The organism is Pseudomonas sp. Irchel 3E13 (assembly GCF_900187455.1).
GTDB lineage: Bacteria > Pseudomonadota > Gammaproteobacteria > Pseudomonadales > Pseudomonadaceae > Aquipseudomonas.
Map to the genome: position 1 here is coordinate 1 of NZ_FYDX01000001.1, position 13011 is coordinate 13011.

The 13011-nt window shown below is 58.2% G+C and carries 11 protein-coding genes and 3 pseudogenes; 7 read left to right on the plus strand and 7 right to left on the minus strand.

The features are described from left to right. A pseudogene (locus tag CKW37_RS00005) lies at positions 1–128 on the plus strand (IS5/IS1182 family transposase); the annotation flags it as partial. Between the two features lie 77 nt (positions 129–205). Continuing rightward, positions 206–790 carry a hypothetical protein gene (locus CKW37_RS00010; RefSeq protein ID WP_256587651.1) on the plus strand — a complete coding sequence of 195 codons (585 nt, stop codon included), beginning with the start codon at positions 206–208 and terminating at the stop codon, positions 788–790. Positions 791–1622: 832 nt separating this feature from the next. On the opposite strand, the pseudogene CKW37_RS33460 reads toward CKW37_RS00010, so the two are convergent. The 5 genes and pseudogenes from CKW37_RS33460 to CKW37_RS00030 form a co-directional block, all read right to left on the minus strand. Continuing rightward, positions 1623–2138 (minus strand): annotated as a pseudogene (locus CKW37_RS33460) (methyl-accepting chemotaxis protein); the annotation flags it as partial. 345 nt (positions 2139–2483) lie between these two features. Continuing rightward, a pseudogene (locus CKW37_RS33465) lies at positions 2484–3566 on the minus strand (cache domain-containing protein); the annotation flags it as partial. Between the two features lie 187 nt (positions 3567–3753). Then, positions 3754–6153, minus strand: a complete 2400-nt coding sequence (locus CKW37_RS00020; RefSeq protein WP_095153824.1) for a TonB-dependent siderophore receptor — start codon at positions 6151–6153, stop codon at positions 3754–3756. A gap of 78 nt (positions 6154–6231) precedes the next feature. Continuing rightward, complete coding sequence (locus CKW37_RS00025; RefSeq protein WP_095153385.1) at positions 6232–7170, minus strand: FecR domain-containing protein; 939 nt, start codon at positions 7168–7170, stop codon at positions 6232–6234. Positions 7171–7172: 2 nt separating this feature from the next. Further along, positions 7173–7697: a sigma-70 family RNA polymerase sigma factor gene (locus CKW37_RS00030; protein ID WP_095153386.1), complete on the minus strand. Its 525-nt coding sequence runs from the start codon at positions 7695–7697 to the stop codon at positions 7173–7175. 282 nt (positions 7698–7979) lie between these two features. On the opposite strand from CKW37_RS00030, the gene CKW37_RS00035 reads away from it, so the two are divergent. The 3 genes from CKW37_RS00035 (at position 7980) to CKW37_RS00045 (ending at position 9785) form a co-directional block, all read left to right on the plus strand. Continuing rightward, a complete protein-coding gene (locus CKW37_RS00035; RefSeq protein WP_095153387.1) occupies positions 7980–8915 on the plus strand; it encodes a hypothetical protein in 936 nt (311 codons plus the stop codon). 22 nt (positions 8916–8937) lie between these two features. Beyond that, positions 8938–9249, plus strand: a complete 312-nt coding sequence (locus CKW37_RS00040; protein WP_095153388.1) for a hypothetical protein — start codon at positions 8938–8940, stop codon at positions 9247–9249. A 92-nt stretch (positions 9250–9341) separates the two neighbouring features. Beyond that, the gene (locus CKW37_RS00045; RefSeq protein WP_095153389.1) at positions 9342–9785 is read left to right on the plus strand and encodes a hypothetical protein; all 444 of its coding nucleotides are present in this window, start codon (positions 9342–9344) and stop codon (positions 9783–9785) included. A 114-nt stretch (positions 9786–9899) separates the two neighbouring features. Here the strand turns inward: CKW37_RS00045 and CKW37_RS00050 are convergent, their stop codons facing one another. Continuing rightward, positions 9900–11270, minus strand: coding sequence for a heavy metal sensor histidine kinase (locus CKW37_RS00050; protein WP_095153390.1), 1371 nt, complete (start codon positions 11268–11270; stop codon positions 9900–9902). After that, positions 11267–11938 (minus strand): heavy metal response regulator transcription factor, encoded by a 672-nt coding sequence (locus CKW37_RS00055; protein ID WP_095153391.1) that lies wholly within the window; start codon positions 11936–11938, stop codon positions 11267–11269. The genes CKW37_RS00050 and CKW37_RS00055 overlap by 4 nt, the downstream gene beginning before the upstream one ends. A 146-nt stretch (positions 11939–12084) precedes the next feature. Between CKW37_RS00055 and CKW37_RS00060 the strand changes: the two genes are divergently transcribed. Then, complete coding sequence (locus tag CKW37_RS00060) at positions 12085–12588, plus strand: heme-binding protein (RefSeq protein ID WP_095153392.1); 504 nt, start codon at positions 12085–12087, stop codon at positions 12586–12588. A gap of 10 nt (positions 12589–12598) precedes the next feature. Beyond that, positions 12599–13009 (plus strand): hydroxyisourate hydrolase, encoded by a 411-nt coding sequence (uraH, locus tag CKW37_RS00065; protein WP_095153393.1) that lies wholly within the window; start codon positions 12599–12601, stop codon positions 13007–13009. Positions 13010–13011 lie beyond the last annotated feature (2 nt).

The following is a 13011-nucleotide window of genomic DNA, read 5'->3' on the forward strand; positions in this document are numbered from 1 at the left end:
TTGGCTGGCTGAAAGAGAACCGCCGCATCGTGACACGCTTCGACAAGCTCGCAAAAAGTTATGCCGCCATGGTCTCACTGGCTTGTTCTATGCGGTGTTTGCGACATCTCTTTTCGTACAGAGCCTAGGCTATCGAAAAGGCGGGAGGCCATCACTATGATGGGCATTAGGCTTTTGAGCTCAACAGCACGTATGGGGGCATGGTATGGAAGACTTCATCAAGCAACACCAGGACGTTTGGGGTGACGATCCCAGCGTGCTCTTGGATCAGTATGATTACCAGCCTGAGCTCACCAAAAAGCTCGATGGCCTTGACGCGAGGCAGTTGACCGAGCAGACACTGCTGGAAATCGTGTTATGGAAACTGGATCGCTATCCGCAACTCGATACTTCACTGCTGAAAGAGCTCAAGGCTGTAGGCCACCTTAAAGCGAAGCAGCACAGAGAAGCCAAGGATGTGCTCGGCAAGCTACTCGTATCCTCAGGGGTCCGCCTGCCCATGGCTTCCACTATCCTTCGATTCGTGAACCCAGATGTGTTCCAGATCATTGACGAGCGAGCCTTTCGGATGCTCCGTCCTACTCACAAAAGCTACCCAGATAAGCCCGTCGTAAAGACAAGGCTCAGCGCCTACGTTGAAAAATCGTCAGCGATCTATTTCGACTACTTGGACGCCATGCATGAGGTCGTTTCCGAAAAGCTGCCATTTCGCCTGGCTGACCGAATCTTGTACCAACTGGATATTGAGCGCGACAACAAGATCCGTCAGAAGAAGTCGCCTGTGAAGTGACAGGATTGCCACTTCGCACATTGGTCGCACTAGAAGCTGAATCCGTGACCGGTCAGCTGCCCATGTAGGTGGCTACCCTTCAAGACCTTCAGGAAACACACCACCAATCATGTGTTATGTCAGATATCTTCTTGAGCAGCTTAAAGGGGGGATTCGACTGCGACGTTTTTTTCGATGTTTCCTCGCATAAACTCTTGCCGATTAACCCGTCTAATCCCCTCTCTTGCGTTCGCTTACTGTCCTCCCAACGCCAAACAACGGGAGATCAGAATGCATGAGCGAACACTCGGAAACAGCTCGCTCACAGTGTCGGTCCAACAATCATGAACACACATCGATGAACACATCTTTCTACTCATCGACCGCTTAGCTAGCTCTGACAGCCTTTTGTGGACTCAGGAACATCTGACATCGCCCATAAGTGAAATGATATGCCATGTTAAATTTGTTCCTGAGTATCTGTCTGTTTCCACTAACCTACGCAGCCGATTCCACAAACCCCCGTACTCTTTGCAAATCAGCATCCATGTCACCCAAAGCAAGCATTTTGTCATCTCCGGTTTCTCAAACCTGCGAAGCCCTATCAGTATTCACCGCCCGCCCAATTCATTCCTAAACCTAAACATCTTCACCAAAACAGTGACCATCACTAACTTAGCTACTACTACACGTCCCTAATCAGGTCACGCACTGCCGAACTAAATAAATGGGGCGTGAAAACCTTTCGAGAAATTTCAAACCAAGAACCCGCGGCGTCACTTGCAACGCCGCAGCAACTGGTCTGCCCGAATAAAAGCGGTTATCGCCCAACACTTTCACCCGGCCAGAAACACTAATATTTGAACCGCCCCACCAACCCCTTGAGCTGACCAGAAATCTCTATCAATCGACCCGACCCCATCTGCGAGGACTGGGCAAAGCCTTCGACCAGTTGCGCATCGGCATGGATCTGCGCGATGTGCCGATTGATCTCTTCGGCCACCTGGTGCTGCTCCTCGGCAGCTGTGGCGATCTGGGTGTTCTGGTCGCGGATCGAGTCCACCGAGCCACGGATCTTGTCGAAGCTGTCACGTGCCTGCTGAATGCGTTCCACACTGGCGTGGGACACCTGCAGGCTGCCTTGCATCTGCTGCGTGACTTCCTGGGTGCGGCGAGCAAGATTGCCCAGCAAGCTGTCGATCTCGCCGGTGGAGTCGGCTGTGCGACGGGCCAGGGCGCGGACTTCGTCGGCGACCACGGCGAAGCCACGGCCTTGATCACCGGCACGCGCCGCTTCAATCGCCGCGTTGAGCGCCAGCAGGTTGGTCTGCTCGGCAATCGAGCGGATGGTGTCGAGAATGGTGTTGATGTTCTGGCTGTCCTGCTCCAGCAACTGCATGGTCTGAGTCGATTTTTGCAGGTCTTCGCTGAGCTTGAGCACGCTGCCGGTGGCTTCGCCGATGTGCTGCTGGCCGTCATTTACGTCGCGGTAGCCTTCATCGGCACTCGACGCGGCGGCACTGCACGAACGCGCAACTTCGTTGGCGGTAGCAACCATTTCGTTGAACGCGGTGCTCACCAGTTCCACGGCTTCACGCTGGCGACCAGCGGCCTGGTTCATGTTGTTGGCCACTTCGCGGGTATCGACGGCGGCGGTCTGCAGGTCCGATGAGGCGTTGCCGATGCGCTGCACCAGTTGTGCAATCATGCCCAGGAACTGGTTGAACCAGCCCGCCAGACTGGCGGTTTCGTCCTTGCCCTGCACCTTGAGTTGGCGCGTCAGGTCGCCCTCCCCCTCGGCCATTTCTTGCAGGCCGTCGGCCACGCCGCGAATCGGGCGCACGATGACACTGGCAAAGCTTGCGCCTACGACCGCGAACACCAACGCCAACGCCGCTGCTATGGCCGCAATCAACCAGGTCAGGCGGGTGGCTTCGGCCATCACTTCATCACGCTTGATCAGGCCGATAAAGCGCCAGCCCAGACCGTTGGAACTGACCACGTTGGCCATGTAGGGCACACCATCAATCTCGATCTGGGTCACTCCGTCGCCTCGCTTGGCGAGTTCGGCGTAGTTGGGGCCCAGGTCGGCCAGGGGTTTGAAGTTGTGCTTGGCGTCGCTGGGGTCGACCAGTACGTTGCCGTTGGCTTCCACCAGCATCAGGTAGCCGCTGTCACCCAGCTTGATGTTGCGCACCAGTTCGGTGAGCTGTTTGAGCGACACGTCCAGGCCAACCACGCCGAGGATATTTCCCGCAGCGTCGGCGACAGTGTGCACCGTGCCGATCAACGTCACATCGTCCGGCGCCCAATAGTAGGCACCGGTGCGCACGGTGGTGCCTGGCGCGGCGATGGCCGCTTTGTACCAGGGACGTACCCGCGGGTCGTAGTTGCTCAGCTTGGTGTCGTCCGGCCAACTGGCGTAGCCGCCGTCTTTCAGCCCCAGGGACAGGTAAGCGGTACTCGGATGGCTTTTGGCGAACTGCTCGAATATCGCCAGCAGCTCTTTGTTGGTCTGGGTGAGGGGAATTTGCGCTGCATCGGCGCCAGCGTAGCTCTTGAGGTCTTTGGCGGCGACAACGCGCGGGTCCTTCGCTACGTAGTCGACGTTTTGGCTGATACCGTCGAAAAACTGCTTCATGCCATTGTCGATCTGGCGGATCTCGCGACCGCTGCTGTCGAGGAAATTGACCAGGGCCCCCTCTCGCAGATTCAGCACCACCAAAACGGCGACCAGGATGACCGGGACGCACGCGATAGCCGCGAACGCCCAGGTCAGCTTCTGCTTGATATTCATGACTTCACCTGCGGGTATTTATAGTTTTGGCAAGGAAAACGTAGTACTGAACGTCGCATGTGTTGTTATGAGGAAATAGCGCCCATGCGTACCCTGATTTATCGACCGCGATGGTGCGCACTTTAGAACGATGCGGGGTGCCTTTGCGTGGAAGCCAGGTAACAGCCACGGACGACCGGCAACACCGCTACCAGTTGTAACTGACCGCCCCTACCACACTGCGCTCGTCGCCATAGCGGCACGAGTTTGCGCAATACAGATAGCGCTCATTGGCCAGGTTCTGGGCGCGAGCACTCACCTGCCATTGGTCATTCAACCGGTAGGTGACGCGTGCATCGAACAAGGTATAGGCCGGGATCTTGCGGTCGCTCACGCTCGGCACGGTGTGGGTAGTGCCGTTGTATCGGGCACCGGCGCCAACAGTGACGTCGGGCAATCCTAACAAGCCCAACCCGTAGTCCAGCCACAAGGCGGCACTGTGATACGGCGTGCCTTCGATCCGCGATCCTTCGAGCGTCTTGTCGTTGTCGGACAGGATGTGCGCATCGGTGTAGGCGTAGGTGGCGTTCATCGCCAGGTTGGTCGTCAGTTGTGCCTTGGCCTCAAGTTCGACGCCGGTGCTGCGTTCCTTGCCGGTCTGCTCGTCGAAGTCGGAGCCGGCGATCGAGGTCAACACATTGCGCTGGGTCAGCTGGTACACCGCGGCGCTGATCAGCAGCTCGCGATCGGCTGGCTGGTAGCGCACACCGACCTCGTACTGTTCGCCTTCGGTAGGCTCGAAGGTGTCGCCATTGCTGTCGGTGCCGGCAGACGGCAGGAACGACTGGCTGTAGCTGACATAGGGCGCCCAGTCGTTCTCGGCGAGGTACACCAGCCCCACCCGGCCGGTGGTCTTGCGGTCAGTGACGGTGCTGCGCGAGCCGTCGCGGTAGTTGCGGGTGTTGTTTTCGGCCCAGTCCTGGCGCATTCCCAGCACCACCACCCAGCGCTTGTCGAATGTGGCCTGCTCTTGCAGGTAGATCCCCATCTGCGTGCTGTGCAGGTCCGACCCGCTGTCGACGGCGGTATTCACCTTCGGCAGGTTGCCATGGACCGGATTGGCCAGGTCCAGGGTCGGCGCGCTGCCACTGTGCCGATGGCTGTCGTAGGTCTTGCGGTAGTAGTCGATGCCGCCGAGCAGGGTGTGGCGCCAGTTGCCATGCGCGAGGTCGAGGGTCAGGTTGCTGTCGCTGGTCCAGCCGGTGGAAACGTCCTCGCGGGCATTGTAGCTGCGGGTCAGGTTGTTCAGGTTCGCCCCGGTGACGCGGCTGCTGTTGAGGGTGATGTAGTCGTAGTCGCTGCGCGATTCGAAGTAACGGACAGCATGGCGCACTTGCAACTGATCGCTCAGGCGGCTTTCCAGCAGGTAACCGAAGGTCTCCAGGGTGCCGTCGTAGTCGTCGAAGTCCGGTTCGCCGGGGAACAGGTCATACGGCACCTTGTAGCCTGGCGTCTTGCTGAAGGTGGTCAGGTCGTAGCGGATCGGTGGGGTCAGTGTGGTCTGGGTGCGCTGGTGGCTGGCCAACAGCGTCAGGCGGGTGTCGTCGTCCATTTGCCAGGTCAGGGCCGGCGCGATGTACTGCTTGTCGTCATCGATCTCGTCGTATTGCGTGCCACTGTCGCGAACCAGGGCAGTCAGGCGGTAGCTGAAGCGCCCCTGGTCATCCAGCGCGCCACTATGGTCGGTGGAAATCTGCCGGCGCTGATGATTTCCGTATTCCAGGTTGAGCTCGTGCAGCGGGGCCAGGGTCGGCCGCTTGCTAGTGGTGTTGATCAAGCCACCCGGTGCCAGTTGTCCATAAAGCACCGAGGACGCGCCCTTGAGCACCTCGACACGCTCCAGGCCATAGGGCTCCTGCCCTCCTTCGAACTGAGTGCTCTGCATCTTCATGCCATCGCGCAGCACGCTCCCAGTACGTGGGCCGATGTCGAAACCGCGCAAGCGGTAGTCATCGGCCACCCGGCTGTAGCCGTTGGGCTGCGTGACCACGCCGGCGGTATAACCAAGCACGTCGGCCAGGCTGTCGTGCTGGCGCGAAACCATCTCCTCGCGGGTGATGACCGACACTGACTGGGGTGTCTCCAACAGCGGCGTGTCGGTCTTGCTCATCGTTGCGCTGCGCCGGGCGACCTTGCTGTACGCCGGCCCCCAGGCATCCTGCTCGAACGCCAGCCCGGACACGTCGATGTCGGAGAGGTGCAACACATCGTCCGCACGCGGCCCGATACTCAGGGCTCCGCCGGGTGTGACGGCCAGTTGCAGCGAGGTGCCTTGCAGCGCCTGATTCAACGCCTGCTCGGTGCTGAACCGGCCACGCAGCGCTGGCGCCGTCAGGCCACGGGTCAGCGACGCGTCATAGGAAATGCCGCGCCCGCTTTGCCGGGCGATGGCGGTCAGGGTTGCATCCAGCGCGCCGGCCGGCAGGTCGAAACCATGCACTTGCTGCTGAGCGTCGGGTTCGATCGCCGCAACGACAGGCGCGTGCAGTGCGCTCAAGGTCAGGGCAAGGGCCAGTGGTGTCAGGCTGAAACGGTATGTCCGGTACATGGGCAGCGGTCCCGATAGGTAGTCGATGCCACCCATGTGACGCGAGGGGCTCCGTTATTAAGGGGACGATGAAAAAATTCAGCGCCGGCTCACCTGGGTCCACCAGGCGAAACGCTGGTCGACCCGAACCGGCAAGGTTTCTTGCAGCGTATGCAGGACCTGCGTGCTGTCGTCCAGCGCAAATACTCCCGAGACCCGCAACGCGGCGGCGTCGGGGCTGATACGCAGCACGCCGCGTCGATAGGGCCGCAGGGCATCGATCACCGCGCCCAGGGGCTGATCGTGAACTTCCAGATAACCGTCTTCCCAACGGCCCTCGCCGGCACGGTTGGGATCGAGCGCATGGATCCCGCTGCCGGACAGCACTGCGCCCTCACCGCTGCCCAACTCCAGGCGGGCACCGTTGGGTGCTTGCGCTTGCACCCGTGACTCCTGCACCCAGAGGTTGGCAGCCCGCTCCTGCAGGGTGACGGTAAAGCGCGTGCCCAGGGCGCGCACCTCGCCAAAGGCAGTGACAACGATCAGCGGCCGTTGCGGGTCAGCGGCTACCTGAATGCTCAGCGCCCCTTCACGCAGGATGAGCGTGCGCGACCGGCCGGCGAAGGCAAGGTCCACACGGCTCTGGGCGTTGAGCACCACACGGCTGCCGTCCTCCAGGGTGAATGCCCGGCGCTCGGCGAAGCCGGTGTGCAGGTCGCCCCCCGCAAAGGGCAGCAGACCCAGGCGCTGCAACCACCAGCCACCGGCACCAATGCCGGCGACCGCCAGCGCTCCGCGCAACAACCGCCGACGGCTAGCGGCCTCGGTGCTGAGCACCTGACGGGCCATCGGTGGCATATCGGCGAAGACCTGGCCAAGGCGTTGCTCGAGGCGCTGCCAGGCCTGCGGGTGATCAGGGCTGAGGCTCAACCAGTGCTGAAAACGCTGGCGATCGGCGTCGCTCATGCTTCCTGAGCGGTGAAGCGCCAGCCATTCGATCGCTTCGGCCACCGCTGTTGGCAGTCGTGTCTGCGGCATGCTCACTCCAGCGCCAGGTAGCACAGGGCCAAGGCCTTGGCCACGTACTGATGCACGCGGGGCGCGGAAATACCCAGGCGTGAGCCGATTTCGGCGTAAGTGAGGTTTTCCAGCTGGCTGTAAAGAAAGGCACTGCGTCCCAGCGGCGACAAGCCATCGAGCATGCGGTCGAGGTTGCTCAAGGTTTCCAGCGCCTGCACTTGCTCTTCCGCCGACGGTTCGTAACCCGGAACTTGCTGAGCCAGCGCTTCCAGGTAGGCACGCTCCAGATCGCGTCGCCGCCAGGTGGCGAACACCAGGCGCTTGGCGATGGTGGTGAGCAGGGCTCGCGGTTCATGTATGCCTTGCGGGTCGGGCAACTTCACCACCTGGGCGAAAGTCTCGGAAGCCATGTCGGCAGCGTCATGACTGCAGCCCAGGCGTGCGCGCAGGCGCTGCAACAGCCAGTCATGGTGATCGCCGAACATCTGCTGCAGAACGCGGTTACGTAAGGCGAGACGCTGATTATCGAGAGGGACGGAGGACATGGAATATTTTGCTAATGGGAATTATTAGCAAATGATGCCTTTAGATTGGTGTTACCGCAACTGAACGGCTGGGTGCCAAGGGTCTTGGATAGCGTCCCCCGACCCTGCAGGTCATTGCGGAAATGCTGACCCAAGCCACAGATGGTTAGCTGCAAGCGGCGGCCGGCTTCTTTAGCGTTCATGGCGAACCACGAACTAGCCTTGGAGATCCATTCCGGTGATTCAAGCATGATGGTAGATTGCCATCCTCGCCGTTGTGGTCAATGACCAAAGGAGTGCACCTTGAGGAAGGATTCACTAGTCGCCTGCCTGGCTCTCTCACTTGCGGGGTGTGGAGATGGCGGCGAGGTGTACAAGAAGCAGGCCGAAAACCTTCGCTCGGACGTCAAATCCCTCCAGGCGCAAATTGCCGCTGCCAAAGACAGGATTGCGCAGCTTGAGCAGGAAAATACGACGCTCAAAGAGACCCCACCCGTATTACTGGCTCAGGTAAGAAAGGGGTTCGACAGTGGAGACGAAGCGGCCGCTAGAGCAGCCTTGGCATCGCTGGCATCCCGCTACCCTGACTCCGCTGAGGCCGCAACCGGAAACAGCTTTCTGCAGAAAATGATCAAAGATCGTGAGGCCAAGGAACAAGAGACTCGCCGGCTGGCAGCGCTTGGGATGAAAGCGATTCCGGTCAAAGGCTCATTCTCAGCGGACGATAGCTCTTTATCACTCCAATCTGCCCAGATAACCGGCCAATGGAGCTTCAACGATTACGGGGATCAGTATGAGTACCGATCTGCCGAGCGTGGTTCAAAGTACATCACGGCGAAAGTCACATACTCATCCAAGAGCAAAGACCCTCGGCTGGCGCCTCTCGTTGTCTACGCATCAAACGGCGGCGAGCTCAAACGACTGGGGGTCATGGGTTTCGAATTCGTCAGCTGGAGTAGCTATGCGACGTTCCTTGGTAATTACCACGACGACGCGAACGATTTTGCTCACAAGGCAAGTATCAGGTTCTCCATGGGCCTCCAAGTCCCCAATGAGGCCATAACCAAGCCGCTGTACATCGTTGCCTCTTCGTCAGGTTGCGCGGAGCGTAGCTCGGATCGATTTGGTAATCCCCCTGTGAGCTACTCGACCTACAGCTGCGACCAAGCTGCCCCCGATATACTCCGTGCCAGCGACTTTAAGGAAGGCCGGTTCGGAATCGTTAAGCGGATAGACTGAACCCGAGACAGGACTCTCACTCATGAAGAAGGCTCTAATCGCAGCAGGCATCGCCCTGCTCTGTTTGATCGTATACACCCAGATTACGATATTCGCTGTACCGCCAATCGGAGCGGTACCCGAGGGCAGGACAGTCATCATGCTCCGCCTCAACAAGACGAACTTTATTGATAGCGCTGATGCCATGTGCGTTCGAATCCAAGGCTATGTCAGCCTGCTGTGCAGAGGGATGACCATGGCGGCAGTAGTGAACGCTACTACCATCATTGCGCGCTTGCCTTATTCGGAAACCCTATACAAGATCAGCACGGGTGGTGAGACCTACGATCGATAATTCAGGGAGACCAGGTGTTCAGGCAACGCCAGCCACGATTCCGGCGCAGCTGAAGCGAGCGCCATGGGGGCGACCCACGATCGAGAGAATCTATGGACGACAGAATTAAGAAAATCGACTCACCTGAGAAATGCGAGATTTTTGCAAAGAACGCGATTCAAAAGGGACGCCAGGATTTGGCTAATGAGGCGCTCCTTCGTGCAACTGAGCTACGGGCAGAATCATATGGGGCCTCTACTCAAGCGGAGAAGGAGGCGCTGCAAGCGATTTACGCATATGAGGAAACTCTACGTGTCAAGAATGGGAAGAAAACTCGCGCTTCTCGCACATGGCAAATGATTGAGAGACACGGGATTATAGAGTCTGTAAATCGGGCTGTGTGTCGTCCAACAGAAACCCCGGGGTACAGAGCGCTGCTAAATATGGGCCTCGGAGAGTTCGCGTTTGAAGCGGTCATTCTCAGATACCCGGAGGTATTTTCTACAGAGGCGGTTGAGGTTTCCAAAGAGCGACTTTCAAGTTGGGAAGGCATATAACAATCGACTCAAATCGTTTGCTGCGCTGGCAAATCGGTTTCTGACGTCCACTCTCTCAACGGGCCATGCCGTTGCCCATATTCGTTCCTTTCATTTCTATTTAAGCCACACAACTCAAGCCTTCCGTACAGCAAACTCCAAGCAAAAGCTCGTCCCTGATTGACCGCTATCCACAGTCACCCTGCCGCCATGCAACTGCATGATCGAACGCACGATTGCCAACCCCAAACCGCCAGAATCATCCGGCTGATTGCGTGAAGGATCACACCTATAAAAACGCTCAAACAGTCGAGGCAGATGCTCTGCTGAAATCGGCTGGCCGAGGTTGTGCACCGTAACTACAACCCTGCCCTCCCACACCACGCTGCTGATAGTCACTGCCGCAGCGGGAGCCCCATAACGCAGTGCGTTGGCGAGCAGGTTAGCCAATGCTCGACGTATCAACGCCGGATCAGCCCGTAACTGACCATGGGCGTGATTAACCAGCGTGACATCACGCTCTTGCGCCACGCCTTCGAAGTACTCACACAGTTGCTCAGCCAGATCGTGCAGGTCGATAAGTTCTTCATTTACCGATGCCTGCGACTGCTCGGTACGCGCGAGAAACAGCATGCTGTCGATCATCCGCGCCAGGCGCTCATATTCTTCCTGATTGGAAACCAGCAGGTTCTGGTAGTCCTCGATGGAGCGGCAGTGCCTCAAGGTTTGTTGGGTATGCCCCATCAGGTTGCTGAGTGGAGTTCGCATCTCATGGGCGAGGTCTTCCGAGAACCGTGAGAGCTGGGCGAACCCTTCTTCAAGGCGAGCAAGCATTTGATTGAGTGAACGACTGAGCGCCTGTAGTTCACTCAGTTCGTTGAACTCGTCCAGCCGCAGATGCAGATGCTGTACATCAATGCCGGCCGCATGCTGCGCCAGCACGCGTACGGGTTGTAAGCCTCGTCGACTGACCCACCCGCCGAGCACAAACGCCAAAAGGGCGCCGACTGACATGGCGAGCCAGAGTTTGAGTCGGTAAGCCGCCAGCATCTGCTCACGCTCACCTAATAACTTGCCCGCAATCAGGGTCAAGCCGCGTTGTCCCTGCATGACATTCTTCCATGCAAGCCGCACGCCCTGCGCAGCATGGCCGTCACCGAGCCGGGCCTGGGCTGCGGCAGGTAACCTGGGCAAGCTCATGTTTACCGGGTTTATCTGGATCAACACCTGGCCAGTGTCATCGACAATCCACAGCAGGTTGTCGCGATTGCCCAGCATATTTTCGTAGAGCTTGGGCCGATCTCTTAGTTGCTCGACGCTGACACTGTCGTTGATCAACGCCTGCATGCGCTCCAGCCGCCCGAGCAGGGCCTGGTCGTCGCGCCACGCGATTTCTCGCTGTAACGACTGATAAAGATAAAAGCCAATGGCGCCCAGCAGCAGCGCACTGACCAACGCGAACATCACCGCCAGGCGCAAGCTCAGGGAGCGCGGAAAGAGTTTCAGGATTGCACCTCAAGCATGTAGCCGATGCCACGCACGGTGTGGATCAACTTGAGCGGGTAAGGATCGTCAACCTTGGCCCGTAGTCGACGGATGGCGACATCGACCACATTGGTATCGCTATCAAAGTTCATCTGCCAGATCTGCGAAGCAATCAACGAGCGCGACAGCACCTCCCCCTCACGACTGACGAGCAGGTGCAACAGAGCAAACTCCTTGTTGGTCAAGGTCAGGCGCTCCCCGCTGCGCGTAACTTTGCGCCGCAACAGATCAAGGCTCAGGTCTGCAACCAGGAATTGCTCGACCTCGCGGGGCGGTCCCCGGCGTAGCAGGGTGCGGACGCGTGCCAACAACTCGGCATAGGAAAATGGTTTGACCAGGTAATCATCGGCCCCTGACTCAAGCCCTTTGACCCGATCCTCCACAGAGTCTCTGGCGGTCAGAAAAAGCACCGGGGTTTGCCACTTGCGCCGAATGATCTGAAGCAATTGCCAACCGTCCAGCCCCGGCAGCATGACGTCCAGAATGATCAAGTCGAACTCGCTTTCCTGCGCCAGATACTGGCCCTCCACGCCATCCAGGGCGACCTCGACCATATAGCCCGATTCAGTCAGGGCTTTATGGAGGTAATCAGCTGTTTTCGCTTCATCTTCAACAATCAGGATACGCATCTTTTTCTCCGGGACCGGACCATAGGCTAACGCGCCCGCCCGTGTTGGCACATTACATCTTGGTAATCATTGGGCAATCATTCTGACGGAGCGCACGGGTCATCCTCTCTGGCTCTGAATCAGCCAGAAATAACAAAGGAAAAAACATGCGTATACGCCTATCGAGCTCATTGCTGATATCACTCGCAATGAGCTCTGCGCTCGCCGTTGCAGCCCCGAATCAAGTTGTGCAGCGCAGCGACGTATCACTGGCAATGGCCAATGACTTGCTTGATGCCGCACTGGCAGCGTGTCATGCCGACGGCCGCACAGGTGTTGCTGCAATTGTCGACCGCGGCGGAAATCTGGTAGCCCTGCAGCGCGACGATAACGTTGGCCCGCACAACACATTAGCCGCCCAACGCAAGGCCTATACCGCCCTGTCGACCAAGACGCCAACACGGCTATTGGCAGAGCGTGCACGCAGTACACCCGATGCTGAAAACCTCAACACTCTGGATGAACTATTGCTGCTGGGCGGCGGCGTACCGTTGTTGTTTGAGGGGCAAGTCATTGGCGCTATCGGAGTGGCCGGTGCTGGTGGAGCAGCATTCGATGAGGGTTGCGCATTAACCGCTATCAACAAAATTTTACCTGCCGTTAAAAACTAAGGACTTCATCATGACTTTATTGAAAGCGTTCTTCGCGGGCCTTGTATTGAGTGTCGTATCGACACTGGCATTAGCGGCAGGAAACCCGCTCAGCGTGCATGTACTCAACTTGCAGGATGGTTTGCCGTCTCCGAGGGTAAATGTCACGTTGGAAAAACAGGACGGCAAGAACTGGAACATGCTCAACAGCGCAGCGACCAACGAGCAAGGTCGTATTCCCGGGCTCTATCCCGAGGGTCAGGCTCTGGAGAAAGGCACCTACCGTGTCACCTTCAAAACCGGTGAATGGTTCAAGGCTCACAACGTCTCAAGTTTCTTTCCAGAGGTACCGGTCATTTTCGAGGTAGACGGTACCCTTGCGCACTATCACATCCCATTACTGCTCAGCCCGTACGGTTTCTCTACCTACCGAGGGAATTGAGC

Coding starts and splice junctions, on each gene's coding strand:
- CKW37_RS00030 (WP_095153386.1), bottom strand. CDS start 7,697: ATGTCCTCCGTCCCTCTCGATAATCAGCGTCTCGCCTTACGTAACCGC.
- CKW37_RS00040 (WP_095153388.1), top strand. CDS start 8,938: ATGAAGAAGGCTCTAATCGCAGCAGGCATCGCCCTGCTCTGTTTGATC.
- uraH (WP_095153393.1), top strand. CDS start 12,599: ATGACTTTATTGAAAGCGTTCTTCGCGGGCCTTGTATTGAGTGTCGTA.
- CKW37_RS00025 (WP_095153385.1), bottom strand. CDS start 7,170: ATGCCGCAGACACGACTGCCAACAGCGGTGGCCGAAGCGATCGAATGG.
- CKW37_RS00055 (WP_095153391.1), bottom strand. CDS start 11,938: ATGCGTATCCTGATTGTTGAAGATGAAGCGAAAACAGCTGATTACCTC.
- CKW37_RS00045 (WP_095153389.1), top strand. CDS start 9,342: ATGGACGACAGAATTAAGAAAATCGACTCACCTGAGAAATGCGAGATT.
- CKW37_RS00010 (WP_256587651.1), top strand. CDS start 206: ATGGAAGACTTCATCAAGCAACACCAGGACGTTTGGGGTGACGATCCC.
- CKW37_RS00020 (WP_095153824.1), bottom strand. CDS start 6,153: ATGTACCGGACATACCGTTTCAGCCTGACACCACTGGCCCTTGCCCTG.
- CKW37_RS00060 (WP_095153392.1), top strand. CDS start 12,085: ATGCGTATACGCCTATCGAGCTCATTGCTGATATCACTCGCAATGAGC.